Origin of the sequence: Phocaeicola abscessus CCUG 55929, assembly GCF_000312445.1 — a bacterium.
GTDB classification, from domain to species: domain Bacteria; phylum Bacteroidota; class Bacteroidia; order Bacteroidales; family Bacteroidaceae; genus Phocaeicola; species Phocaeicola abscessus.
Genome location: NZ_HE997182.1, coordinates 53,362 through 77,406 on the forward strand (window position 1 = coordinate 53,362; position 24,045 = coordinate 77,406).

Genomic DNA, 24,045 nt, shown 5'->3' on the forward strand with positions numbered 1-24,045 from the left:
CCTATTATAAGTTTAATTAGAGCAAATGTAGAGAAAAACGACCAGATATCCTGCTATAAACAAAAGATACGCAGAGATTTCCGTGCATCCCTGCGTATCTTTCCCACATGCGATTAATATTCATCCTCGTTGAAGAAAAAATCTTCTTTTGTCGGATAATCAGGCCATATATCTTCAATGTTTTCGTATATTTCGCCCTCATCTTCTATTTCCTGCAGATTTTCAATGACCTCCATAGGAGCTCCTGAACGAATTGCATAGTCAATCAGTTCATCTTTGGTAGCAGGCCAAGGAGCATCTTCTAATTTCGAGGCTAATTCTAATGTCCAGTACATAGTAAATCTCCTTACGTGTTAAAAATGAATTACATACACCTAATTTTCGGCGCAAAGATAGTATAATTTAGATCATGTGCCACTAATATCCAATAATTTTTCTTCTTCTCCGGATAAAAGATTCAATTTCCTCGAAAGGACAAAAAAATAATCGGACAACCGATTCATAAAAGCAGTCAATTGTGCATCTACTTCAAAGCGCTCGCCCAACGACAGAATACGGCGCTCCGCCCTCCGGCAAACAGTTCGGCAAACATGACACACGGCCGCTCCCCGCGATCCTCCGGGAATAATAAACGATCTTAAAGGAGGCAAATCCTTCGTAACAGCATCGATGGCATTTTCTATCTTCGTCACATCCTCGGAAGTCACCCCACAGCTTCCTCTCAATTCCGTCTGCAATTGATCGGTGGCCAAATATCCGCCGATCGAGAACAATTTCCGCTGCAAGTAATTCATGCATTCCAAATCTTCCGCGGCTGCAAGATAAGTATATAACAAACCTAATTGTGCATTCAACTCGTCTACCGTTCCATAAGCCTCTAAACGCACATCCGTTTTCAGAACACGTACTCCTCCAACCAAAGAAGTCGTTCCCTTATCACCTGTTCGAGTATATATTTTCATGATTACAAAAAATTAATAATATAATGTTCTTTATAACGTTTCCTATCAAAGAATACAAGCCCTATATCAAATAGATCAAATGTCAGTCCCGTACGTTCATCTTTCTGGATCTGCCTCCACCAGAAACGTTTTTCCTCTGACTCGTGAATCCCGGCTACGATGAACCAAGTCTCGGCCTTTCCATATAAGATTGCCTTCTCGTACACTTCCTTGTAATAGGGAGTATGCCCGATGTGCAGACAGTCGACTTGCTTTATCTTTTCCAACCTTTGTTGTAACTCGTTTAAGGAACTCTCTCTGCCACGACTGCGAACAGCATAAGCTTTCATCTTCCGATTAGCGGCACACATATAATCAAAGGAAGCGCCGTTTTCTCGTCCGAACTCAATCAAATTAGTAGGCTGATAGAAATTGACCAGCCTAAAGAGAAGCCTGTTGACCTTTGGCCTGTAGTGAGGAAGATAACCATCATACTCACGCATTTGCAAAGTACGATAGGCATAATATGGGCGCTTTTCATAAATGACGGAAGTAACCAAAAAAAAATCCGTCGGCGACTGCACTCCGAAACCGCCTCTATGCCGGATCCGTCGGCACCAATTCCACAGTCTGCGAGGAGTTATCATGTTCCGTATTTAATCATTATGTTGCTGCTGCTTACGCGTACAAATATATCAGATTATTTACAATAACCGCCTTGCGGAAAAAGAGATGTCAACTGTTAAACAAACCTTCAATCAAGTTTGTTTTTTCGAAATTCTCGAAACGTTCATCATGCGCAAGCTTTACCTTCCTCAATAATAAAAAGAACTCCCTTCGAGACGTCGCATCAAAATTCCCAGTAACCTTTTTTATTTTACTCTTTCTTAGCACCTACAAACAACCATTTTCCTCCGGTATAAATTATCCAATAAGAAAGATAAAAGGTCAAAATGAATTTCCACCATCCCACGTCATGAATGAGGAATTTATAAATTCAATAAAAACGAAGTACCTATACCGGTTATGAAAACAAACTTCATGTAGGCGTTCATCTCTTTAATATCTTTCATAAAAGTATGACCATAAGCTTATTTTTCATCCAACAAATCTTGCAAATATTGGCGAGTTTTCGCTAAATAGTCTTTATTCGAACCATTCAATTCGCATTCGATCGTCAAAGCTCCTTCATAACCTTCTTCTTTTAGAATTCTGATAATTGCGGGGAAATCGACATCTCCCTCCGGTATCGGTTTTTCGACGCCTAAATGATACGGATCTTCTCGAGTGGGATAACAACCGTCCTTGGCATGAATATCTTTCACCAAAGGGCCGAACTGCCGAATCGCATCCGTCGGGTTAGCTTTTCCATAGAGCAAAAGATTGGCCACGTCGCAGTTGACGAACACATTGCCCGTACCGATATCGGTCAAGGCCCGAATCAAGGTCGTCGGCGTTTCCTGTCCCGTCTCGAAATAAATCATAATACCTCTATCTTTCGCATAACCCGCTAACCGTCGCATCACTTCGATGAACTCCTCATATTGCTCACAGGACGGATCCTCCGGAATAAAGCCAAAATGGGAGTGCATAGCCGGAATTCCTGCCAGAACACAGAAATCAATGATATGATGATAAGCTTCAATCTTTTCGGCACGACCTTCTCGGGGAACTAAGCCGATGGTTGCCGGCCCTTCTTTAAAATTCCAAACGCTACGACCGGGAACACCCACCACCGTTGTTACCTTTATATTATATTTTTCGGAGGCGGCTTTTACCTTTTGGGCTAACGCTGCGTCCATTCCTTTGCCGTAATGTATCTGACAGGAAGTAAACTTATTTTCTTTCAACTCTCTAAAGCTACCGTCGATATCGCTTAAGTTGTATATGATGGTGCCGATAGTTATTTTACTTGATACCACATGAGCCATCGCATTTGCTTTTTTACTTTCTCCCGTTCCCGCCTGAGCCGTCCTCATATAAACGAAACCGATTATCCCAGAGAGTACAAGTGCCGAATAAATTTTTTTCATTTTCAATGTATTTTTAATTAATAGTCGATCATTTCAACCATCCAATTGCCTGATACAGCATGGAAGAAAAAAAGAGAATGTTTTAGCAACCATCCGGATTTCAGGGATGCATTGCATTCACAGCACTTTTTCAAAGGCAAATGTACAAATTCATACTCGAATAAGTAAAACTTCAGCTTAGTTTTTTCATCTCTATTCCGTTCCGTTACAACCAACATCGTACCCAAAAGAATACCTTTCCGCGTTGGAAGATATCCTCTTATACAATTATAGACTAAAACTCTCGCTTCATGTGCTGTGTAGTGGTGGCATCATCATATCCTCTTAACAATTATAGACTAAAACTGGCTCATCAATATATCCAACGATTCTTTCGCATCTCCCAACATCAAATAAACGCCTGTTTTCCGCGAATAAAGAGGATTCTCGACTCCTGCATATCCCGGTTTCAAGTCGTAATTGCAGATAATGACTTCCGGAGCCTGATCTACGTTCAACACCGGCATACCATAGATAGGAGTGTCTTCCGCATGACGCGCCGCCGGATTCATCACGTCATTCGCCCCGATCACGATCACGGCGTCTGCTCGTGCAAAATCGTCATTGATCACTTCCATCTCGTAAAGTTGTTCGTACGGGACATCGGCTTCCGCTAATAAGACATTCATGTGCCCCGGCATTCTGCCCGCTACCGGATGAATAGCAAAACGGACTTTCGTTCCATTGCCAGCTAACTTATCCGCCAACAACTTCACTCGATGTTGCGCCTGAGCCAATGCCATTCCGTATCCCGGAACGATAATCACATCCTTGGCAGCGGCGAGCACGGAACCGGGAGTTTTATCCGCTACCGCTTCCTTCCTTACTCCTTCTCTCGTTCCTTGTTGCGGAACGGTCTCCGCCTGCTGAGGAACCATTTGACGTTGCGTTATTCCCCCTGAAAGGATACTCAACAAGTTACGATTCATCGCTTTAGACATAATCTGCGTCAACAATAAACCAGAAGCGCCGACGATACCACCGACAGCCACTAAGAAAATATCGCTGATGGCCATACCCGCAATGGCGCCGGCCACACCCGACAAAGAATTAAGCAACGATATGGTGATAGGCATATCCGCCCCTCCCACACGGACGGAAAAATAAAGCCCGAACAATGCGGAAGCGATGATCGTCCCCCCAATAGTCCAACTATCTTCATCATAAACAGTCCCCAACACAATGAAGAGAACCGTGACAAAGAGGAGCACTAATGTAATCAGGCTATGCGAAGACCAGACAATCGATCTCTGAGGCAATACCCGATGCAATTTGCCTGCCGCGACCAAGCTGCCGACCAAGGTAATCATACCTACGGCGATGGCCAATAAAGACGTGCAGCGTACAAACGGAATATACCCACTCAGGACAATAATAACTTTCTGGTAAGGGCTGAAAGCCAAATAAGTAGCCGATAAAATGCCGACTAAGGCAGAGGCGCCTCCACCGAAACCGTTGAATAAGGCTACGATCTGAGGCATCTGGATCATCTTTGCCCTCCGGGCGATCAGGCCTCCTATCAACGCGCCGACAACAATTGTCGGGTAAACGGTATAAGCCCTCGCAATACCGGAAAAGAACAGTGTAACGACAATACCGACGAGTATTGCAAGAGCGGAAAGCAAATTGCCGCTTACTGCCGTCTTTACCTTACTCATCATAGAAATGCCTGCCAGAACCGCTACCGAAAGCAAAATACTGATAATAATCTGTAACGTATCCATCACTCCTGACTTTTGTTCCTGTTAAACATCTTAAGCATCCGATGGGTTATCCCAAAACCGCCAAACACATTGATAGAAGCTAAAATGATGGCTACCCCACCCATTATCTGAGAAAAGATTTTCGAACCTGCTCCCAAATCGATATTGAGCAAGGCGAAAGCCGTAGCTGTGATAGAGCCGACAATCGTGACTCCCGACAAAGCATTCATCCCCGACATCAACGGAGTATGAAGCAAGCTCGGAACCGTCCTGATGATAAAGTACCCGGCAACGGTACACCCGATGAATATTAACAATAAAATAATTGGACTAATCATAAACGCAAATTAAAAAAGAAAAGAGGACCGACATGCGACGAAACATGACGACCGCCCCTCTTCAATGAACAATAATCATAAACCCATCGCTTCACGAGTGCCTGCATGGACCAATTCTCCGTCCATGCATACGAGGCTCTCGGTCACAATCCTATCCGAACGATCGAGGACGATCTTTCCATCCTTGACAAGGTATTTGACCAAGTTATACATATTGTTGGAGAACATCCAAGTCGAACTCTGCGGCAATTCGCCCGGAATATTCTTCACTCCGATTAAGGTGACATGATGTTTTACCTCGATATCACCCTTGGGCGTAATCTCACAGTTACCGCCTTGATCGATGGCGATGTCCACGATAACGGCTCCTTTTTTCATCCCTTTGACCGTATCTCCGGTAATGATGAGCGGAGCAATCTTACCGGGAATCAATACGGAACAGAACACTATATCCATCCGTTGGATCGTTTCTCTCAAGGCTTCGCGTTCTCTGGCCAACACATCCTCCGGCAAACTCTTGGCATATCCGCCTTCCCCGACGGCAAGTTCTGCAGGAACAGTCGTATCTACGATCTTCGCTCCTAAGCTCTGTGCGTTCTCAATAGCCATAGGCCGGATGTCGGCCGCATACGTAACCGCTCCTAATCGTTTGGCGGTAGCTAAGGCCTGCAAGCCGGCGACACCGACACCAATCACCATAACCTTTGCAGGTTCGATCTTGCCGACGGCGGTAAACATCTGAGGCATAAACTTCGTCAAGTGATCAGCAGCCATCAAGACACCCTTGTATCCTGCGCACGTACTCATCGAAGTCAAAGCGTCCATGCTTTGAGCGCGGGAAATACGAGGGATACTGTCGAGGGTCAAAGCTATCACGCCCTGCTTCGTCATCATCCTTACCATCTCGTGGTTGACCGGAGATGCCGGATGAATGAAAGTAATAAGGTATTGACCGCCATGCATCATTTCAACTTCATGTTTACCTGTTTTTTCATTGAAAAGCGGTTCCTTTACTTTAAGTATCAATTCGGCCCTGTCATAAATCTCCTGCGGCTCATCGACCAACTTCGCGCCGACTGCGACATAATCTTCATCGTGATACAAAGCACCGTCACCAGCATGTTTCTCTACTAAAACTTCAAAACCGTCTTTTACAAACTTGCCTACCGTCTCCGGAGTGCAAGCCACACGGTTTTCATCGTGCATAATTTCTTTCGGAATACCAATAATCATAATCCATTACATTTAAGGTTCTATATACCATGGGTAAAGAAAAACTTTTTTTCGCCCATTGATTGTTATTCAAAAATAATACTTATTTATCATCTTGTCATTTATTCTTTCATATTTAACATTATTTTTAATAGATACACCGTACTCATAAAAAAGAGTAGCGCTCTGACAGTGTCAAAACGCCACTTCAACGAGAGTGGTCAAATCAGTCTACGAACTTTATTTTACCCTCATCCCTTGGTTTGGCCGCAGGAGTTTCAGCCGGATAACCGAAACCGACAGTCAACAATAGCTCATAATCTTCACTAAAACCGAGCTTACTCAGGTACTCGGCAGCATCTGACGATTTTAAGAACTGAACCGGACCGCCCATGCAGACCGAACCGATTCCCATAGACCAGGCAGAAAGCATCATGTTCTCGGCCATTAGAGCGCAATCAACCGCAGCGTACTTCGATTCTTTTTGCGCAGCAATAAATGCGACTGTCGGAGCATTACGAAACATGTTTTTCATCTCCTTGTCCCGCTCAACCATCTCCGGATGCTGGGCCTTGAAGATCGCTGTCAATCCATTCAAGATCTCGGGATTATCCACCACGCGGACTTCCCAGTCCTGTTTATTCCGCGCATTAGGCGCATTGATGCCGCACTTCAGAACGATGTTCATCGTATCGCGGTTCACTGCTTGCGGTTGGTACTTACGAATGCTACGACGAGACAGGATCGTCTTCACGACCACATTCTTTCTTTCCGACTGCAGCTCCTCCTCCGAGGCAAGCTGACTTTTCTGTTGGCACGCAGGCATCGACAATACCATGATCATCCAGATTGCAAAAGACAATTTTTTCATACGACTATTATTTTTAGACAATAAGAGGGAAACAACCCGAAGTTGTCCCCCTCTACGAACATGTATAAATTCAACCGCTTAAAGTTGCGGGCCGGCAACGACCAAAGCCTTGCCAGCCTCGTTTCCTTCATACTTAACGAAGTTTTTAATGAAACGAGCAGCCAAATCCTTCGCTTTCTCTTCCCATTGAGAAGCATCGGCATAGGTATCGCGTGGATCCAAAATCTTCGGATCGACCCCTTCCAACTGAGTAGGAATGACGAAATTGAAGTAAGGTATCGTCTTCGTAGGAGCCTGATCAATGGAATGATTCAGAATGGCGTCAATAATCCCGCGGGTATCGCGAATGGAAATACGCTTACCGCTGCCGTTCCACCCTGTATTGACCAAGTATGCCTTAGCACCGCTCTTCTGCATCTTCTTGACCAATTCGTCCGCATATTTGGTCGGATGCAATTCCAAGAATGCCTGACCGAAACAAGCCGAGAATGTAGGAGTCGGTTCGGTGATACCGCGTTCCGTTCCCGCCAATTTAGCCGTGAAACCCGACAGGAAATAATACTTAGTCTGCGCTGCATTCAGGATAGATACCGGGGGCAATACGCCGAAAGCATCCGCGGAAAGGAAGATGACCTGCTTCGCAGCCGGAGCATGAGAAACAGGGCGAACGATATTCTTAATATGATAGATCGGATAAGAAACGCGGGTATTCTCCGTGACGCTCTTGTCTTTGAAATCGATCTTGCCTTCAGCGTCGACCGTTACGTTCTCGAGCAGAGCATCTCGCGTGATAGCGCCGTAAATATCCGGTTCCGCCTCCTTATCCAAGTTGATCACTTTGGCATAGCAACCGCCTTCGAGGTTGAATACGCCATTGTCGTCCCATCCGTGTTCGTCATCGCCGATCAAGTTACGTTTCGGATCGGTCGACAACGTGGTCTTGCCCGTACCTGAGAGTCCAAAGAAAATAGCGGTATTTTCACCATTTTTGTCAGTGTTGGCCGAGCAGTGCATCGAAGCAATCCCTTTCAAGGGCAAGTAGTAATTCATCATAGAGAACAAACCTTTCTTCATTTCACCGCCATACCACGTGTTCAGGATCACCTGTTCTTTGCTGGTGACATTAAAGGCAACGGCCGTTTCAGAACGAAGTCCCAATTCTTTATAATTCTCCACCTTGGCTTTCGCCGCGCAATAAACGATGAAATCCGGTTCCTGATCGAACTCGGCCTGATTCTGCGGGCGAATGAACATGTTAGTAACAAAGTGAGCCTGCCATGCTACTTCCATGATGAAGCGCACTTTCATACGCGTATCTTTGTTCGCGCCGCAGAAACCGTCGACCACAAACAATCTCTTGCCGGAGAGTTGCTTCTGAGCCAATTTCTTCAAAACGTTCCAATTAGCTTCCGACAACTCATGATTATCGTTCGGATACTCTGGGGTATTCCACCATACGGTGTCCTTGGAGTTTTTATCCATCACGATATATTTATCTTTTGGAGAACGACCGGTATAAATACCTGTCATTACGTTGATAGCACCCAGTTCAGTTTCCTGGCCTTTGTCATAACCTTCAAGACCCGGTTTGGTCTCTTCATTGAATAACACTTCGTAAGAAGGATTGTAAAGAATCTCGGTAGTACCGGTAATTCCATACTTTGTCAAATCTAAATTCGCCATTTTTATAAGATTTAAAATAGTATTATAATGATTGCTTCATCGATTAAATCGAGGGTTTTTCATCCGCTCTTTTTTTATCAGGTGCAAAATTAGCACTTTCTTCCTACAAAAAGAATTTAATAATGAAATATTTCTTTAATCATTCAGCTTTTAATCTTGTATAACATTAATGCCATTTCTACTTTACAAATTCAAAAAAAAGTTGTTCCTTTGCCTATCGAAAGAAAGAATCGTTGGTTTAATAGGATACGTATGAAGATTTACAACCTCAGTGAAGAAAATTCCGTACTCAATCAATTCGTGGCCGAACTCCGGGATATGGATATCCAGCAAGACCGGATGCGCTTTCGCCGAAACATCGAGCGCATCGGCGAAATCATGGCATACGAGATCAGCAAAACGTTGTCTTATTCGGCCAAGAAGGTGCAGACTCCTTTAGGGACTGCGACAATCAATACGTACGACGACCGGTTAGTCATCGCTACGGTATTCCGTGCCGGCCTCCCTCTGCAAAGCGGTTTCCTTCATTTCTTCGATCATGCCAATTGCGCTTTCGTTTCCGCCTTCCGCTATTACAAAGATATGGAGCACCGCGTTATCGACGTACAGATAGAATATATCGCAGCGCCGTTGCTGAACAATCACACGCTACTCCTTGTCGACCCGATGTTGGCCACAGGTGAAAGCATGGAATTGGCATGGAAGGCGTTCCTCACGAAAGGAACTCCGAAACGTTTACACATCGCCTGTGTGATTGCTAGCGTCGAGGGGGTGAAACACCTTCAGAAACTTTTTCAAAACGACGACGTCACGCTCTGGTGCGCAGCTGTCGATCCGGAACTGAACGAACACAAATATATCGTTCCGGGCTTAGGTGATGCCGGCGACTTAGCTTTCGGCGACAAGTTATAAATCCTAATTGGCAGAGTGAGATCGAACGGTTTGGAGCTCGCCAAAAACTTAGTAAAGATGAAACGAAATCGTTCATAGCCGATCCACTTACAGAGAAGTATCTTTCCGAATCAGTCGAAGGAGCTTCTCCACCGCTTCTTCCTGGGGGATATTCTTTTCCACACATACTTTCTTCCTGTAAAGACTGACTTTCCCCCGGCCGGCACCAACATAGCCGTAGTCGGCATCCGCCATTTCTCCGGGACCATTCACCACACACCCCATAATGCCTATCTTCAGTCCTCTCAGATGCGAAGTAGCCGCCCGAATTTTCGCGACGGTCTCTTCCAGATTATATAAAGTTCGTCCGCATCCCGGACAGGAGATATATTCCGTCTTGCTGATACGGAGCCGGCCACCCTGCAAAATGCCGAAAGCGATTTCATCTACCGCGCTACGCGGAACAACTCCCTGATTGAACAGGAACAAGCCGTCGCAAAGTCCGTCGATCATCAACACTCCCATATCGGCAGCCGCCTTAATCTGCAAATCTTCCGCTTCTTGTTCCCGATAATGCTGGAAAAATACGACCGGATTCGTCAACCCCTCGTTCATCAGTTCATGAACCAGCGCACGGAATTCGCCCACTCGGTTCGGGTGATCGCTCTGCGCGATAATCACCACCTCCCGATGGCGGCGCAATGCGGCCAACACCTCCTCGCCAAGAGCCATATAGGACAAGAACAGGAACTTCAAGTCGGCCGTACAGTAATGCAATGCGATTAGATGGTCGGGAGTAAAAGCCGGATATACCTGTGGCCGATCAGGTGGCCAACCGTCGGCGTCTACGATCGCAGAAACAGTTTCGTCCCGATCGGCCGGCAATTGCCGACCATAATAGATATAGTCGGGTCGGAAAGATGCGTGAAACTCACGGCGATCACCTGCTATCCGCTCCGAAATAACAACAGGTTGTCGATCGCCTCCGATGTCCTGCACTGGTATCGTTTTCCTTCGGGAAGGATTCAGATAATCGAAAGCGTCCGCCTCTTTGGCAGGGATATAAGGATGTCCTTCTCTGCCGACCATATAGTCGCGCAACTTGAGGGCGACGGGGATTTCCGCTTCGGGAGCTTCGCTGAGCGAAACCCGGATGGTATCTCCCAAGCCGTCGGCCAAGAGCGCTCCGATGCCGACGGCCGACTTAATCCGCCCGTCTTCTCCGCTGCCTGCCTCCGTCACACCCAAATGCAAAGGGAAGTGCATTCCCTCTTCCTCCATCCGTTTGACCAACAATCGGACGGTACGTACCATAATTACCGTATTCGAGGCCTTGATAGAGACGACCACCTCCTCGAAATGCGCTTCGACAAAAATACGCAGAAACTCCATGCACGACTCTACCATGCCGGCCGGCGTATCGCCGTAGCGAGACAGGATCCGGTCAGACAAGGAACCGTGGTTTACCCCAATACGCACGGCCGTACGGTTCTCCTTGCACAAGCGGATGAAGAAGAGCAATCGAGTGCGGATTTTTTCGATTTCCCGGGCGTATTCTTCATCCGTATAGTCCAACCGTTTGAACGTACGTCCCGGATCCACATAGTTACCGGGATTGATGCGGACGGCTTCGGCATAATGAGCGGCGACCTCCGCCACATGGGGATTGAAGTGTACATCAGCGATTAGCGGCGTATCATATCCTGCCGCCCGAATGCCAGCATTGATCTGCTTCAAATTCTCCGCTTCCCGCGTCCCCTGTGCGGTAAGGCGCACATAATCGCCGCCCGCTTCAATAATCCGGACAGCCTGCCGCACGCAAGCGGCCGTATCCATCGTCGACCTATTTGTCATACTTTGAATACGGATCGGGTGTTCCCCTCCTAAAGGGGCAGCTCCCACACGTACTTCCAAAGATTTCCGTCGCGCATAATTGAAGAGATCGATCATTTCAATCAGTTCGTTTTATAACTGTATCTCACTTCTTCCAGCTCGGCGTTCGCTTTCTCGATTTTCTGTTTCAGGCCGTCCTTATACGCAGCGAATTTCTTCGCCAATTCCGCATCCGACAAGGCCAACATCTGGACGGAGAGAATGGCTGCATTCATGGCGCCGTCAATAGCGACCGTTGCCACAGGAATACCGGGAGGCATCTGAAGGATGGAATAAAGCGCGTCGACGCCGTTCAGTGCCGATCCTCTGATAGGGACCCCGATAACCGGCAAGATGGTATTGGCGGCGATCACTCCAGGGAGGGCGGCCGCCATGCCGGCCCCGGCGATAATCACTTTCAGTCCGCGTCCCGCCGCATTCTTCGCAAAGCTTTCCACCGCTTCGGGAGTGCGATGGGCGGAAAGCGCATTGAGCTCGAAAGGAATCTGCATCTCGTCCAGCAGTTTGGCAGCTTTCTCCATAATCGTGAGATCGGAAGTACTGCCCATAATGATACTTACAAGAGGTTTCATCAATATCTATCCGTTATGTGCAAACAAGCAAATATGTCAAAATTAAAGTTCACACGAACAGCTAACTTCGAGAGCTACTCGTGAGATCGTTTTTAAACTGTCGTCGCTTTGAGGGAGCTGTCACAGAGTGATCGAAGAGTTGAAATCCCAAAGCGACTACACCGAAAGCTTCATTTTGACACGGTCTCTTGTCCGCACAGGTCATGGCTTCATTCATTTCTCGCCGACGACGGCTTTATAAGCTTCCACATTCAGCAACTCGTCCACATCGGCCAAGTTATCGGGTTTGATCTTGATCAGCCAGCCTTCCCCGTAAGGATCTTTATTCACCAGTTCCGGCTGATCAACCAACCTTTCATTCTGTTCCAACACTTCGCCGCCTATGGGAAGGAACAGGTCAGACACGGTTTTAACCACTTCGATCGTACCGAACGTCTCTCCTTTTTTCAACGTTTCACCGACGGTCGGGATATCCACGAAAACGATGTCGCCCAATTGTGCTTGGGCATAATCGGTAATACCTACGTAAGCTATCTCACCCTCCACGCGAATCCATTCGTGTTCCTGAGTGTAACGCACATTGTTCGGAAAATTCATAATGTTTCAAATTAATAAGGTTAGTATTTAGTTTTTCAAATAAACAAAATTCCGATGATACCGCAAAACAAACCGGTCATAAATCCTAATAAAATTTCCCATAAAGAATGTTCGACAAGGATCATACGGGCTGTGCCCAACATACCCGATAACAGGATAAAGAAACTCAGCCAGCCTATGGGATTGAAGTTAAACAGCATGCAATAGGAGACAATGCCTCCCACCATCAGTCCACCGCTGGCTACATGCACGCTGATCTTCCAGCGGAAGTTGATCAGCGTACAGCAGATCATGCATAATAACGAGGCCATGATGATGCCCGTCATATAACGCGGCAAATGCATCCGATACATGGCTATGAGACAGGTCACATAACTGACGATGGTCAATATGTAGGGGACGTATCGCCGCTCTCTACGGGATAATGTGCGGATCCCCCATCCGTTTATCTTTTGGAACAGATAAATGGCCGTTACGGGAATGACCAGCGTAAAGCTTCCCACAATGCTTATGACCTGTAACCGGTAATTGATAGGTATGATACGCAGATAAGTACAAAACAGCAGCAGGCAGAATGCGAGCAAAGGGATCAGAAATGGCATAAAGACCACCGAGATAGCACGGGCACAGCCATTGAGCCAGTTGAACTTTCGTTTTCGGTCAGCGAATATGTATAACTCTTTCCGTTCCATGTTCAATTTCTCCGCAACCGGGCGATAGGGATGTTCAATTGCAAACGGTATTTGGCCACGGTACGACGGGCGACAGGATATCCTTTCTCCTGGAGCGATGCAGCCAATTCGTCATCGGTTAAGGGAGCGGTCTTATCTTCCTCGTCCACACATTCCTGAAGTATTCGCTTTATTTCGTACGAAGAGAGTTTTTCGTCGTCCGCTTCGTTTCGTTTGAATCCCGTTATAAAAAAGAACTTCAGCGGGAAGAGACCGAAGTTGGTCTGCGCATATTTGCTGTTGCTCACTCGGGATACCGTCGAGATGTCCAACTTCGCCAATTCGGCCACATCTTTCAGGATCATGGGTTTCAGCGAAGACTCGTCACCCGTTTGGAAAAACGCCTTTTGAATCTTTACGATGGCATTCATGGTCACCATCAAAGTATGTTGACGCTGTTTGATGGCGTTAATGAAACCTTGGGCTGCATCCACTTTTTGTTTCAGGAAAAGGAAAGCATCGTTGGCCGACTTGCTTTGATTCTCTTTGTTTCGAACCTGTTCATCGAGCATCTGCGAGAATTCCCGGCTCAACCTGAGTGCCGGCACATTCCAATTATTCAGGCTTACCGTCACCGTACCGTCTTCCTGCGTTTCCACGATAAAGTCCGGCACGATTTGCTGAAAATTCTTTCCTATCGCTTCGCCTAAAGAGCTGCCCGGACGAGGGTTGAGCTTCACCAATTCGGAAACGGCCTTGGCGTATGTTTCTTCGGAAATGCCCAAGCGTTGCATCACCTTATCCTTGTTTTTCCGAGTGAAGTCTTCCAGACATTTTTCGACGATATTCAGTTCCACCTTTTTGAGAGGTGAGTCCGGCTTCCGTCGGATCTGCAACAACAAGCATTCCTGCAGACTTCGCGCACCGATCCCCGCCGGATCGAATCCTTGTATCACGGCCAAACTATGCCGCAATTCGTCCTCCGTAGCGTCTATACCCTGATAAATAGCCATCTCTTCCGCAATAGTTGAGAGCGGTTTCCGCAACAGCCCGTCGTCGTCGAGCGAACCGATCAGATATTCGGCCATACTCCTCGCCTTATCCGGAAGATTTTGCATAGCCAGCTGATCCTTCAGCTCGTCATAGAAAGAGACGGTATCGGAGAAAGGGATTTCTTCCATCGTTTCTCCTCTGCTTCGGTTATGTTCCTGTAGTTTATAATCGGGGATATCGTCTTCCGAGGGATAATCGCCCAACGAGAGATCCTCGTCCGACCCCGCAGAAGGGTTTTCGTTATTCTCTTCCGTCGGTTCGCTTCCGCCGTAGCCTTCCGGTTCATAGTCCCCGTTTCCCGCATCGTCCGCCGACTTATCGACCGTTTCCAAGGCAGGGTTATCGAGAATCTCCGTTTGGATTCGCTCCTCGAGTTCCTGTTTAGGCAATTCCAAGAGCTTTACCACCAGGATTTGTTGCGGCGATAAAGTCTGGGTTTGCTGCAAAGCCTGCGTTTGTATTTGACTCGATTTCTGCGGCATAGCGATCGTTTTCCACACACAAAATTAGTTATTATTCCGATAACACCCGTTCTTTTCAAAGAATATTTCTTCAGTACTTGAAACTGCTACCGCCAAGGAATTCGCGCAATAAGGAAGTCGGCGGTATTTCCCGACTGGGGATGGACGTGACATAACTCAAAAACCTGCGCAAGCGGTAAGCCTCCGAATATTCTGGACGATTCTCGGGCACCTTCCTCAATATCGGTTCCGCCACATCTTTTATCACGGCCAACTCGAACAACAAGGCGGAATTAAACATCGCATCCGCATTTTCCTGATGGGGGAAGATCCATTTATCCTCGCCGTCCCGTACGCTTTGCCAGCGGCTGATCGTTTCTTCCGCCGAATAGTTGCGGTATTTATAATCCCGCACAATACGCCGGAGCAAGCGGTTATCGGTGGTAGGTATGTAATTGTGTTCATCCAGCTGAATAGTGGTCAAGGCCGACACATAGATCTTGAACTTGCATTCTTCGGGGATGTGCGGGGTGAGTTCAGGGTTCAAGGCGTGGATGCCTTCCAAGATCAGGATCGTGTTTTGATCCAACTTCATCTTCCTGTCGACTTCCCGTTTGCCGGTTGTGAAGTTATACTTGGGCAGAACGACTTCTTTCCCGTCTAACAGTTCCGTCAACTGCCGGTTGAAATAGTTCAGGTCTAAGGCGTAGAGCGATTCGAAGTCGTATTCGCCGTTTCGGTCTTTCGGCGTACGCGCTCTCTCCAAGAAATAATTATCCAGCGAGACGGGATAAGGTATCAGTCCATTCGCCATCAGCTGGATGCTCAAGCGCTTGCTGAATGTCGTCTTCCCTGAAGACGAAGGGCCGGAGATGAGTACGACCCGGACGCGACGCTCGCCCTGATAACGGCGGAAGATCTCGTCGGCGATATTGGAGATTTTCTTCTCCTGCAACGCTTCGGATACTTTGATCAGATCCGAAATATACCCCTTCCGGGTAGCTACGTTAAAATCGCCGACGGTCGAAATTCCCATGATTCTGTTCCAGTGCCGGAATTCTTTGAACACTTCGAGCATCTTCTCCTGTTTCACCATCTCTTCCAATTCGGCAGGATTCGAGCGCTTGGGCACGCGGATCAGCATGCCGTCATAGTACTTTACGATATCGAAGTTACGAATATATCCGGTGCTCGGGAGCAGGCATCCGTAATAATAGTCCACGCTTTCGCCCAACGTATAATAATAGGAATAGAGGTTACCGGCAGTTTCCAACAATCGAACCTTATCCTCCCGCCCTTTCTTCCTAAACAGGTCGACCACCTCTTCGGTGCACGCTTCATAGCGGTGAAAGGGAAGGTCTTCGTCGATGATCTCCTGCATCCGATTCTTGATGCGGATCACGTCGTCCAGTCCGATTTCTCTACCGATGACCAGCCGACAATAATAGCCTTTCGAGACGGGGTGTTCGAGCACGAAATCGCCCTTGGGATATAAATCCTCGATCGCTTTGCATACGACGAAGCACAAAGACCGCACATAGGTGCGCATGGCGGAAGCGGAGGTCAGATCCAGGAATTCCACATCCTTATTGCTAAAAACGCGATACTTCAAGCCTTCCACCTTATTGTTCACCTTGGCACTTATCGGACCATAAGGCATGGCCAACTTAAATCCACGATAAATATCCAAAAGAGTGCTTCCGAATGGAAATTCTTTGGAAATATTAGTATTTTTGCACCGAATTTGTAACATTTGTTCCATCGAAATATCGATTTTGAGTTTTCGGGGTTTAAAGGTACACATAAATGTGACAAGTCTTTGATTTACGCATCATAAATTAGATTAAATATGTCGTTTTGGATTATTTTTAAACTCATCGGTTCGCTGGCCCTGCTGATGTACGGTATGAAATCGATGAGCGAGAGTTTGCAGAAGATGGCGGGCAGCCAATTACGCCATGTGCTGCAAAAGATGACTACCAATCGCTTGACGGGAATGCTGACGGGTACCTTCGTGACCGCCGCCGTGCAATCCTCCACCGCCACCACCGTGATGACCGTTTCTTTCGTCAATGCAGGTCTGCTTTCCTTGACACAGGCCATTTCAGTCGTCATGGGAGCGAACATCGGAACCACGCTGACCGCCTGGATCATGAGCGCCGGGTTCTCATTCAACATTACGGATTTCGTTTATCCCACTTTCTTCATCGCCATCATTCTCTGTTATACGAAAAAACAAAAGAGTCTCGGCGATTTTTTATTCGGCATCGCTTTCATGTTTCTGGGTTTGGGTACGTTGCGCCAAACAGGCATCGACATGCACCTTTCGGAGAACCAGGCCGTCCTTCACTTCTTTTCGCTGTTCAATCCGGAGAGCTTCCTGACTACGCTCATCTTCCTCCTCATCGGCAGTATCATGACGATGGGCGTTCAGTCTTCGGCCGCCATCATGGCCATTACCATGATCCTCTGCTCGAGCGGCGTGCTTCCCATCTATCAAGGCATTGCACTGGTGATGGGCGAGAATATCGGGACGACCGTCACCTCGAACATCGTCGCCCTAACGGCCAATACGCCGGCCCGGCGCGCAGCGCTGGCCCACATGTTCTTCAACCTGTTCGGCGTGCTTTGGGTGTTGTGCCTGTTCCATCCGTTCGTGGATATGGTCTGCGGCTTCGTGGGATATGACGAGACCATGACCAAGTCGGCCCCCGATTTCCTGGCGAATGCCTCCAAGCTCTCGTTCGTGCTGGCCGCCTTCCACACCTCTTTCAACGTAGCGAATACGGGCATTCTGATCTGGTTCATCCCGCAGATCGAAAAGTTGGTCTGCAAAATCATCAAACCTAAAAAGACGGACGAAGAAGAAGACTTCCGCCTGCACTTCATCAGCAGTGGATTCTTAGAAACCCCCGAGCTCTCCGTATTGGAAGCACAAAAGGAGACCATGAATTTCGCCCGACGCATCCACCGCATGTTCGGCTTCGTAATGCAACTGATCGAAATCAAAGACGGCACGCAATTCGTAAAACTGTTCTCGCGCATCGAGAAGTACGAGAATATCGCCGACAGTATGGAAATAGAAATCGCCAAGTATTTGGATAACGTCAGCAATGCGCACTTGAGTCCCGAAACGAAGGGGAAAATCCGTGCCATGCTCCGCGAAATTTCCGAAATCGAAAGCATCGGAGACAGTTGCTACAATCTTGCCCGAACGATCAATCACAAACATAACGGCGACGAAGATTTCACCGAGCAGCAATACCGGCATATCCGCCACATGTTCGACCTGACCAACGAGGCGCTGGCGCAAATGAACGCATTGATCGCAGATCCGCATACGACCGACGTGAACGTGACCTTCAACTTAGAGAACGAAATCAATAACTTCAGGGATCAGCTGAAGAATCAGAACATCACGGACATCAACAACCGATATTACGATTATCAGACGGGCGTCTACTACATGGATATCATCAACGAGTGCGAAAAGTTAGGAGATTACGTGGTCAACGTGGTAGAAGCCCGCACCAACACCAAGGAGAGGAAAGAGTAAACGCATCTCGTCAGGCTCCCGGAAGATGACTGTCGTATATCCTCTTATTCACAGGAAAGTTTTCACCGATAATGATGAGGCGATACGGGATAGGTTAAAGTCATATCTTGCTCTCATCACTCGAGTCCAAAAGTACGACATACATAGGATAAAGCCTTTTGCAACAAAAACGTATTCAGCCCGCAAAATATCACTACCTTTCGGACGGCATCGTAGAGGTTCCGAACCCCGTCGGATACGTTGGATAACCTCAAATTCGACGTTCCAAACCCCGTCGGATACGTTGGGAAACCTCAAATTCGACGTTCCAAACCCCGCCGGATACGTTGGGCAACCTCAAATTCGACGTTCCGAACCCCGCCGGATACGTTGGGAAACCTCAAATTCGACGTTCCAAACCCCGCCGGATACGTTGGGCAACCTCAAATTCGACGTTCCGAACCCCGCCGGATACGTTGGGCAACCTCAAATTCGACGTTCGGAACGTATCCGGACAGGTTGCATAACCTATCCGACGGGATAAACAACCGGGCCGGCGGGGTCCCGGACGTATCTGGCTACGTTGTGGACGTATCCGGCTACGTTGTGCGACGTATCCGGAAGCGAATTCTATCTGACGACTTGCTTTGCAGGAGGGTGGGGGAAAGAGATCTTAAAGCGGGTGATCCCGTCGGGATAGGTTTTGAGCGAAAACGTGCAGCGATGCTTGATCAGGACTTCGCGGATGAAGAGCAACCCGATTCCCTGCCCGTTGGGTTTGGTGGAAAAGAAAGGGGAAAAAAGTTTCGACTCCGTCTCCGGAGCGATACCCTTGCCGTTGTCGGCAATTTCCAGCACGGGCGGGTCGGCGGAGGTAGTCATGCGGATGCGGCCGTCGCGGCGCCCGGCCTCCTCGATGCTCTCGACGGCATTCTTGAGGATATTGACCACGACTTGTTCGAAGAGCGACCTGTCCAGTTCGACCTGCAACGTTTGGGGTGGTGAAAGGTGCATGTCCAGCCCGATGTGTCGGTTGGCGCAAACGGTTTCCATAAAATGCTTGCAGGCCTCCACACACTCGTTCAGGTCCGCCCGCCGCAGGATAGGGTCGGGGATCTTCACCACGTCGGCGAAGGCGGTAATGAAGCGGCTCATGCTCATGCAGCGATTGGAACAGACGTGCATCCCTTCGACGAGGTCTTGCGTGCCGTCCCTCGTTTGCAGTTCGTCGCCGACCGACTCGAGGATGGAAGTTACGCCAGCCACGGTATTGTTCACCTCGTGCGAGATCAGCCGGATCACTTTTTCGTACGCCTTCTTTTCGGCTTTCATCACCTCGTCGGTCAGGCTTTCTATCAAAATAAACGGATGGGCAAAGCCTCGATCCAGAAACGCCAGCGAGGAACAACGATAAATCAGGGAGTTGCTCAGGCGGACGGTACGGGCATGGTTCCGACCGATCCGCTCGATCTCCCGGGCCAAAGGCGAGGTTACCTCCGCCAGGGTCTTGCCTGCGAGTTGCTCGAAAGAAGCTGCTCCGAGAAAACGCAACGCCGCCTCGTTCGCCAGGGTGATATGCCCGTCGAAGTCTTCGATGACCACGCCCATGGGCGAGGCATCGATCAACAAGTTCAGAAACCGATGCTGTTCCGAGATCCTTAACTTTTCGTCTTTCAGCCGGTCCATCATCCGGTTAAAGAGGTCGACGATGCGATCGCTCTCGTACTGCCCGACAGGAGCCAACCGGGTGGAGAAGTCCTGCACACTGAGCAGTTCCATGCCGCTGCTGATGGTGTCGAGCGGTTTGAGCACCTTCCCATAGAAATAGGTCAAATACATGAGCACGAGTACGATAAATACCTCTACGAGGTAAAACAGCACGTTATGAGCCTCGAAAGAAAGCACACAGACAATCGCCAAAAGCACGACGATCATCAGCGCCAGGAGGTAAAAGAGGTATTTGAGTCTCATCGTTTCAAACCTGCGAATCATCGATACGGATACCATACTTTTCCAAGCGGCGATACAATGCCTGACGACTGATACCCAAGGCTGACGCTACTCGCGTGATATTATTGCGGTAAAGCTGCAGGGCTTGCAGGATGGTCTGTTTCTCTACTTCTTCCAAGTTCATGCGATTCGCGTTCTTTTCCGTTTGCGAAAAAGTGTCTACCTGCTGCTGCGCTTCGAAATCGGAAGCCTCCAATCGGTTCTTGGCAGTTATCAGCAAGGTGCGCTCGACCAGGTTTTTCAATTCGCGGACATTGCCGGGGTACGGCAGGCGGGCGAGGTAGGCTATGGCTTCTGCCGTCACCTCGACCGGCGGCAAGCCGTTTTCTCTGCACTGCCGCTTTACAAAATAGTCGATGAGCAAGGGGATATCACTTTTCCTTTCCCGCAACGCGGGCAGATGCACGGTGATCAAGTTGATGCGATAGTATAAATCTTCGCGGAAGGCGTGCTCCCGAATCATTTGCACCAAGTCGGCATTGGTCGCGCAAATCACCCTGACGTCCACTTTCCGAGGGCGGCTATCGCCCAACACTTCGAAGGTCTGTTCCTGCAGCACGCGAAGCAACTTCACCTGACAGCCGATATCCAGTTCTCCTATTTCATCCAGGAAGATGGTGCCTTTATCCGCCATTTCAAACCGTCCTTTGCGGTCGGCAACGGCATCGGTGAAAGCGCCTTTCCGATGTCCGAACATCTCGCTCTCGAACAAGGTCTGCGAAATACCTCCCAGATTCACTTTCACGAAAGGTTTTCCCGTTCTCCGGCTGTTCCTGTGGATGATCTCCGCTATCAGTTCCTTGCCGGTTCCGCTCTCTCCCGTGATCAAGACGGAAGCATCGGTTTTCGCAATCCGTCTGACGGTAGCCAGCACGTTCAGCAAAGTTTTGCTCTTGCCGATCATCCGGCTTCTGTCCCAGATATCGTCGTCGGCCTTTTCTTCCGTTTCCTGTCGGGCGGCCGTCAGCTCGAGCGCCGTTTCTATCCGTTGCATCAGACCGGCATTGTTCCACGGTTTGGTAACGAAGTCGAACGCGCCGGCTCGCATTCCTTTTACGGCGAGGTTGATGCTTCCCCACGCCGTCATCAGCATGACCGGCACGTCAGGTCGGAACAGCTTGACCTGCTTCAATAAAGTCAACCCTTCCTCCCCGTCGGTAGAGAGCGAAAAGTTCATATCCATCAGGATCAGCTGCAATGCTTCCGCCCGGATTATGGCCATCGCTTCGCGAGGACCGGTGGCAGTCTTGGGTTCGTATCCGGCTCTTTTCAGCATCAAAGACAGAGAAGAGCGGATGGCGCTATCATCGTCGATTATCAATATCATTTTCACAAAGATATAATGTTTTTACTTAACGAAGGAGATAAATTCGTCACCCTCGGATTATTTTCTCAAAGTCGACCTCGATGTCCGTACGGCGTTCGAAGTCCCACAGCGTCAAACTTCGCAACTGATAATAATAATACCAGTAATAAAACAGCTGGGTGATATGCTGTTGGCGGGCTTCGTCTTTCTTGATTTGCGAATCGTTCAGATCCAGTGTCGAGATCTTGCCTATCAGGAAGGTTTTCACATTCGTATCGTATCTTTTCTTGGCGATATGATCCGAGAGGTCTGCGATGTCGAGCTGTATTCGTTGATTATTATACCGTTCCACCAAGATGAACAGGTTTTGGCTGAAATTCATCGTCTCCTGTTGCAGCTTGCTTTGAGTTACTTGTCGGTTGCTTTCGGCCATTTTTACACTTCCTTTCTTCTTTCCCCAGTCGAGGATAGGGATCTTCACTCCCACTTCGACCACCCGATTCGACTTCAATCCTCGGTAAACATCTGCCAAAGAACGATCCGTCCCCGTCAGGCCGACTTGTGCATAGAGCGTCATCTGCCTCCGATTTCCTTTCGCCTTGGCTACTTCATAATCGGCTTCCATTTGTCGGCGTCGGATATTCAAGGCGAACGAATTGTTGGCAAGCGCCTTATTCAACACTTCGTCGTAGCTTAACATCACGTCGGGAATGGCTTCGGGAAGAACGGGCTCGAGCTCTTCCCCTTCTCCTATCGCGAGGAAGGAGCGAAGCTTGAACATGTGGCTCTTCAAGTTGCTTTCATTGTCCGTCAACGTCGATTTAGCCGTTAATACGTTCAACTGAAGCTGCAATAAATCGTTTTCGCTGATCTGTCCCATCTCTCGTTTCACCTTTGCAATCTCATAGAGTTTCTCGGCGTTGGTCAGGTTCTGTTTGCAGATGATCACCTTCTCCTTGGCCAGCAATAAATCGAAAAAGCCGGTTATCGTGGCCATCGTCACCTTTTCCGTGGCAGAAAGAAAAGCCGCCTTCGCCTCCTTATATCGCACCGGTTCTATTCGCCGGTTCCACTTCACGGTATTTACGCCGAAGATGGGCTGATCCAGTCTGACAGCGACTGGGATCGACATATAACTTTCGGCTTTCTTCCCGCCGAACAGCTTCAAGTAATCCAGCGAAGTATTCAAGGAGAGCGTTCCGCCCGTCAGCCAAATATGTTGGTCGATGCTCAGGTTTCCTTTCAGTTGCATGTAATCGTTTCTCAGATACTTATAGTCTCCGTTTTCCTGTTGATACGCGTCGTAGTTCTTATGATAACTGGGAATCGTACTGTCGAAATTCACTTCCGGCAACAAATTCGCCCGATAGGTACGGTATTCCCAATAAGCCGTTTTCAGTTCGTTCAGGGCGACGAGCGCATCCACGCTCTGCATCCTTGCCAAACGGATCGCTTCGGCAAGCGTGATCAGCCGGACGGTGGTTCCGCTCTGAGCGTTTGCGCTCAGTATCGTCCCTGTCAACCAAATAAAAAGCAATCGTTTCATACTATTCTATTTGTCGCCCGTCGAAGAAACGAATCGTACGATCGGTCTGTTTTGCCTGAGCTTCGTTGTGCGTCACCATCACGACCGTCCTCCCGTCTTCCTTATTCAACTGATGCAATAAATCCATGATTTCGCCGCCCTTCTTCGAATCCAGATTTCCCGTCGGTTCGTCGGCCAAGATGATCTCCGGATTACCGACAATCGCTCTCGCTATCGCCACTCGTTGACACTGTCCACCGGAGAGTTGCGAGGGCATGTGATGCATTCGATGATTCAGGCCGACCCGATCCAGCACCTCTTTCGCCAATTTCCTCCGTTCGGAATTACTCATATTCCGGTAAAGCAACGGCACGATCACATTGTCCAATACATTCAACGTATTGATCAGATGGAAAGATTGAAAGACAAATCCTAACTTCTCATTACGGAAAGCCGCCAACTCCTTGTCTTTCATAGAGAAAGTATCAATCCCGTCGATGGTAACGGTGCCTGAGGTAGGCAGGTCCAATAAACCCATGATATTCAACAGGGTCGACTTCCCGCAGCCCGAAGGTCCCATGACGCTGAGGAATTCTCCTTTCTCCACTTCCAAATTGACATTTTCCAACGCTTGAGTTTCTATTTCTTTGGTACGATATATTTTATTGATACCGGTCAGTTTTATGGTTTTCATCCTTATAATTATAATTA

Annotated in this window: 20 protein-coding genes and 1 pseudogene; 2 read left to right on the forward strand and 19 right to left on the reverse strand. The window is 48.2% G+C overall.

Annotated features, from left to right (window positions below; all coding sequences use genetic code 11):
• Positions 1 to 113: 113 nt before the first annotated feature.
• The 9 genes and pseudogenes from BN102_RS00315 to pckA form a co-directional block, all read right to left on the reverse strand.
• Positions 114 to 335, reverse strand: coding sequence for a DUF2795 domain-containing protein (locus BN102_RS00315; protein WP_019207047.1), 222 nt, complete (start codon positions 333 to 335; stop codon positions 114 to 116).
• 72 nt (positions 336 to 407) lie between these two features.
• Positions 408 to 962, reverse strand: a complete 555-nt coding sequence (locus BN102_RS00320; protein ID WP_019207048.1) for a cob(I)yrinic acid a,c-diamide adenosyltransferase — start codon at positions 960 to 962, stop codon at positions 408 to 410.
• 2 nt (positions 963 to 964) lie between these two features.
• Positions 965 to 1,588, reverse strand: a complete 624-nt coding sequence (locus BN102_RS00325) for a hypothetical protein (RefSeq protein ID WP_021311201.1) — start codon at positions 1,586 to 1,588, stop codon at positions 965 to 967.
• Between the two features lie 444 nt (positions 1,589 to 2,032).
• A complete protein-coding gene (locus BN102_RS00330) occupies positions 2,033 to 2,974 on the reverse strand; it encodes a sugar phosphate isomerase/epimerase family protein (protein ID WP_245545291.1) in 942 nt (313 codons plus the stop codon).
• A 347-nt stretch (positions 2,975 to 3,321) separates the two neighbouring features.
• Positions 3,322 to 4,737 (reverse strand): annotated as a pseudogene (locus BN102_RS00335) (NAD(P)(+) transhydrogenase (Re/Si-specific) subunit beta); the annotation flags it as partial.
• On the reverse strand, positions 4,737 to 5,051 hold the full coding sequence (locus BN102_RS00340; protein WP_035455691.1) for an NAD(P) transhydrogenase subunit alpha part 2: 315 nt from the start codon (positions 5,049 to 5,051) through the stop codon (positions 4,737 to 4,739). The gene BN102_RS00340 and the pseudogene BN102_RS00335, both read right to left, overlap by 1 nt.
• A 78-nt stretch (positions 5,052 to 5,129) precedes the next feature.
• Positions 5,130 to 6,287: an NAD(P) transhydrogenase subunit alpha gene (locus BN102_RS00345; protein WP_019207053.1), complete on the reverse strand. Its 1,158-nt coding sequence runs from the start codon at positions 6,285 to 6,287 to the stop codon at positions 5,130 to 5,132.
• Between the two features lie 205 nt (positions 6,288 to 6,492).
• On the reverse strand, positions 6,493 to 7,137 hold the full coding sequence (locus BN102_RS00350) for a nitroreductase family protein (protein ID WP_021311194.1): 645 nt from the start codon (positions 7,135 to 7,137) through the stop codon (positions 6,493 to 6,495).
• Between the two features lie 78 nt (positions 7,138 to 7,215).
• A complete protein-coding gene (gene pckA, locus BN102_RS00355; protein WP_019207055.1) occupies positions 7,216 to 8,820 on the reverse strand; it encodes a phosphoenolpyruvate carboxykinase (ATP) in 1,605 nt (534 codons plus the stop codon).
• A gap of 252 nt (positions 8,821 to 9,072) precedes the next feature.
• On the opposite strand from pckA, the gene upp reads away from it, so the two are divergent.
• Positions 9,073 to 9,732, forward strand: coding sequence for a uracil phosphoribosyltransferase (gene upp / locus BN102_RS00360; protein ID WP_019207056.1), 660 nt, complete (start codon positions 9,073 to 9,075; stop codon positions 9,730 to 9,732).
• An 87-nt stretch (positions 9,733 to 9,819) separates the two neighbouring features.
• On the opposite strand, the gene BN102_RS00365 is transcribed toward upp, so the two are convergent.
• The 6 genes from BN102_RS00365 to BN102_RS00390 form a co-directional block, all read right to left on the reverse strand.
• Positions 9,820 to 11,658 (reverse strand): 4-hydroxy-3-methylbut-2-en-1-yl diphosphate synthase, encoded by a 1,839-nt coding sequence (locus tag BN102_RS00365; protein WP_035455688.1) that lies wholly within the window; start codon positions 11,656 to 11,658, stop codon positions 9,820 to 9,822.
• Between the two features lie 8 nt (positions 11,659 to 11,666).
• Entirely contained in the window at positions 11,667 to 12,176 is a 510-nt protein-coding gene (purE, locus tag BN102_RS00370) for a 5-(carboxyamino)imidazole ribonucleotide mutase (protein WP_019207058.1), read from the reverse strand.
• 213 nt (positions 12,177 to 12,389) lie between these two features.
• Positions 12,390 to 12,773, reverse strand: a complete 384-nt coding sequence (gcvH, locus tag BN102_RS00375) for a glycine cleavage system protein GcvH (RefSeq protein ID WP_019207059.1) — start codon at positions 12,771 to 12,773, stop codon at positions 12,390 to 12,392.
• Between the two features lie 35 nt (positions 12,774 to 12,808).
• A complete protein-coding gene (locus tag BN102_RS00380) occupies positions 12,809 to 13,465 on the reverse strand; it encodes a hypothetical protein (RefSeq protein WP_021311205.1) in 657 nt (218 codons plus the stop codon).
• 2 nt (positions 13,466 to 13,467) lie between these two features.
• The gene (rpoN, locus tag BN102_RS00385; protein WP_019207061.1) at positions 13,468 to 14,979 is read right to left on the reverse strand and encodes an RNA polymerase factor sigma-54; all 1,512 of its coding nucleotides are present in this window, start codon (positions 14,977 to 14,979) and stop codon (positions 13,468 to 13,470) included.
• A 70-nt stretch (positions 14,980 to 15,049) separates the two neighbouring features.
• Positions 15,050 to 16,720, reverse strand: coding sequence for a nucleoside kinase (locus tag BN102_RS00390; RefSeq protein WP_021311209.1), 1,671 nt, complete (start codon positions 16,718 to 16,720; stop codon positions 15,050 to 15,052).
• Between the two features lie 87 nt (positions 16,721 to 16,807).
• Here BN102_RS00390 and BN102_RS00395 point away from each other — a divergent pair, with 87 nt between their 5' ends.
• Positions 16,808 to 18,514 carry a Na/Pi cotransporter family protein gene (locus tag BN102_RS00395; protein WP_019207063.1) on the forward strand — a complete coding sequence of 569 codons (1,707 nt, stop codon included), beginning with the start codon at positions 16,808 to 16,810 and terminating at the stop codon, positions 18,512 to 18,514.
• Between the two features lie 609 nt (positions 18,515 to 19,123).
• Here BN102_RS00395 and BN102_RS00405 read toward each other — a convergent pair.
• Genes BN102_RS00405 through BN102_RS00420 form a run of 4 tightly spaced genes read right to left on the reverse strand, consistent with a single transcriptional unit; the run spans position 19,124 to position 24,028 of the window.
• Positions 19,124 to 20,464: a sensor histidine kinase gene (locus BN102_RS00405; RefSeq protein ID WP_036787009.1), complete on the reverse strand. Its 1,341-nt coding sequence runs from the start codon at positions 20,462 to 20,464 to the stop codon at positions 19,124 to 19,126.
• A gap of 4 nt (positions 20,465 to 20,468) precedes the next feature.
• Positions 20,469 to 21,830, reverse strand: coding sequence for a sigma-54-dependent transcriptional regulator (locus tag BN102_RS00410; RefSeq protein ID WP_019207066.1), 1,362 nt, complete (start codon positions 21,828 to 21,830; stop codon positions 20,469 to 20,471).
• Positions 21,831 to 21,876: 46 nt separating this feature from the next.
• Positions 21,877 to 23,355, reverse strand: a complete 1,479-nt coding sequence (locus BN102_RS00415) for a TolC family protein (RefSeq protein ID WP_019207067.1) — start codon at positions 23,353 to 23,355, stop codon at positions 21,877 to 21,879.
• Position 23,356: 1 nt separating this feature from the next.
• On the reverse strand, positions 23,357 to 24,028 hold the full coding sequence (locus tag BN102_RS00420; protein WP_019207068.1) for an ABC transporter ATP-binding protein: 672 nt from the start codon (positions 24,026 to 24,028) through the stop codon (positions 23,357 to 23,359).
• Between the last annotated feature and the right edge of the window lie 17 nt (positions 24,029 to 24,045).

Bases quoted from the DNA above. Each gene is read 5' to 3' on its own strand.
- BN102_RS00315 (WP_019207047.1), bottom strand. From the start codon at position 335: ATGTACTGGACATTAGAATTAGCCTCGAAATTAGAAGATGCTCCTTGG.
- BN102_RS00320 (WP_019207048.1), bottom strand. From the start codon at position 962: ATGAAAATATATACTCGAACAGGTGATAAGGGAACGACTTCTTTGGTT.
- BN102_RS00325 (WP_021311201.1), bottom strand. From the start codon at position 1,588: ATGATAACTCCTCGCAGACTGTGGAATTGGTGCCGACGGATCCGGCAT.
- BN102_RS00330 (WP_245545291.1), bottom strand. From the start codon at position 2,974: ATGAAAAAAATTTATTCGGCACTTGTACTCTCTGGGATAATCGGTTTC.
- BN102_RS00345 (WP_019207053.1), bottom strand. From the start codon at position 6,287: ATGATTATTGGTATTCCGAAAGAAATTATGCACGATGAAAACCGTGTG.
- BN102_RS00350 (WP_021311194.1), bottom strand. From the start codon at position 7,137: ATGAAAAAATTGTCTTTTGCAATCTGGATGATCATGGTATTGTCGATG.
- pckA (WP_019207055.1), bottom strand. From the start codon at position 8,820: ATGGCGAATTTAGATTTGACAAAGTATGGAATTACCGGTACTACCGAG.
- upp (WP_019207056.1), top strand. From the start codon at position 9,073: ATGAAGATTTACAACCTCAGTGAAGAAAATTCCGTACTCAATCAATTC.
- purE (WP_019207058.1), bottom strand. From the start codon at position 12,176: ATGAAACCTCTTGTAAGTATCATTATGGGCAGTACTTCCGATCTCACG.
- gcvH (WP_019207059.1), bottom strand. From the start codon at position 12,773: ATGAATTTTCCGAACAATGTGCGTTACACTCAGGAACACGAATGGATT.
- BN102_RS00380 (WP_021311205.1), bottom strand. From the start codon at position 13,465: ATGGAACGGAAAGAGTTATACATATTCGCTGACCGAAAACGAAAGTTC.
- rpoN (WP_019207061.1), bottom strand. From the start codon at position 14,979: ATGCCGCAGAAATCGAGTCAAATACAAACGCAGGCTTTGCAGCAAACC.
- BN102_RS00390 (WP_021311209.1), bottom strand. From the start codon at position 16,720: ATGGAACAAATGTTACAAATTCGGTGCAAAAATACTAATATTTCCAAA.
- BN102_RS00395 (WP_019207063.1), top strand. From the start codon at position 16,808: ATGTCGTTTTGGATTATTTTTAAACTCATCGGTTCGCTGGCCCTGCTG.
- BN102_RS00405 (WP_036787009.1), bottom strand. From the start codon at position 20,464: ATGAGACTCAAATACCTCTTTTACCTCCTGGCGCTGATGATCGTCGTG.
- BN102_RS00410 (WP_019207066.1), bottom strand. From the start codon at position 21,830: ATGATATTGATAATCGACGATGATAGCGCCATCCGCTCTTCTCTGTCT.
- BN102_RS00415 (WP_019207067.1), bottom strand. From the start codon at position 23,355: ATGAAACGATTGCTTTTTATTTGGTTGACAGGGACGATACTGAGCGCA.
- BN102_RS00420 (WP_019207068.1), bottom strand. From the start codon at position 24,028: ATGAAAACCATAAAACTGACCGGTATCAATAAAATATATCGTACCAAA.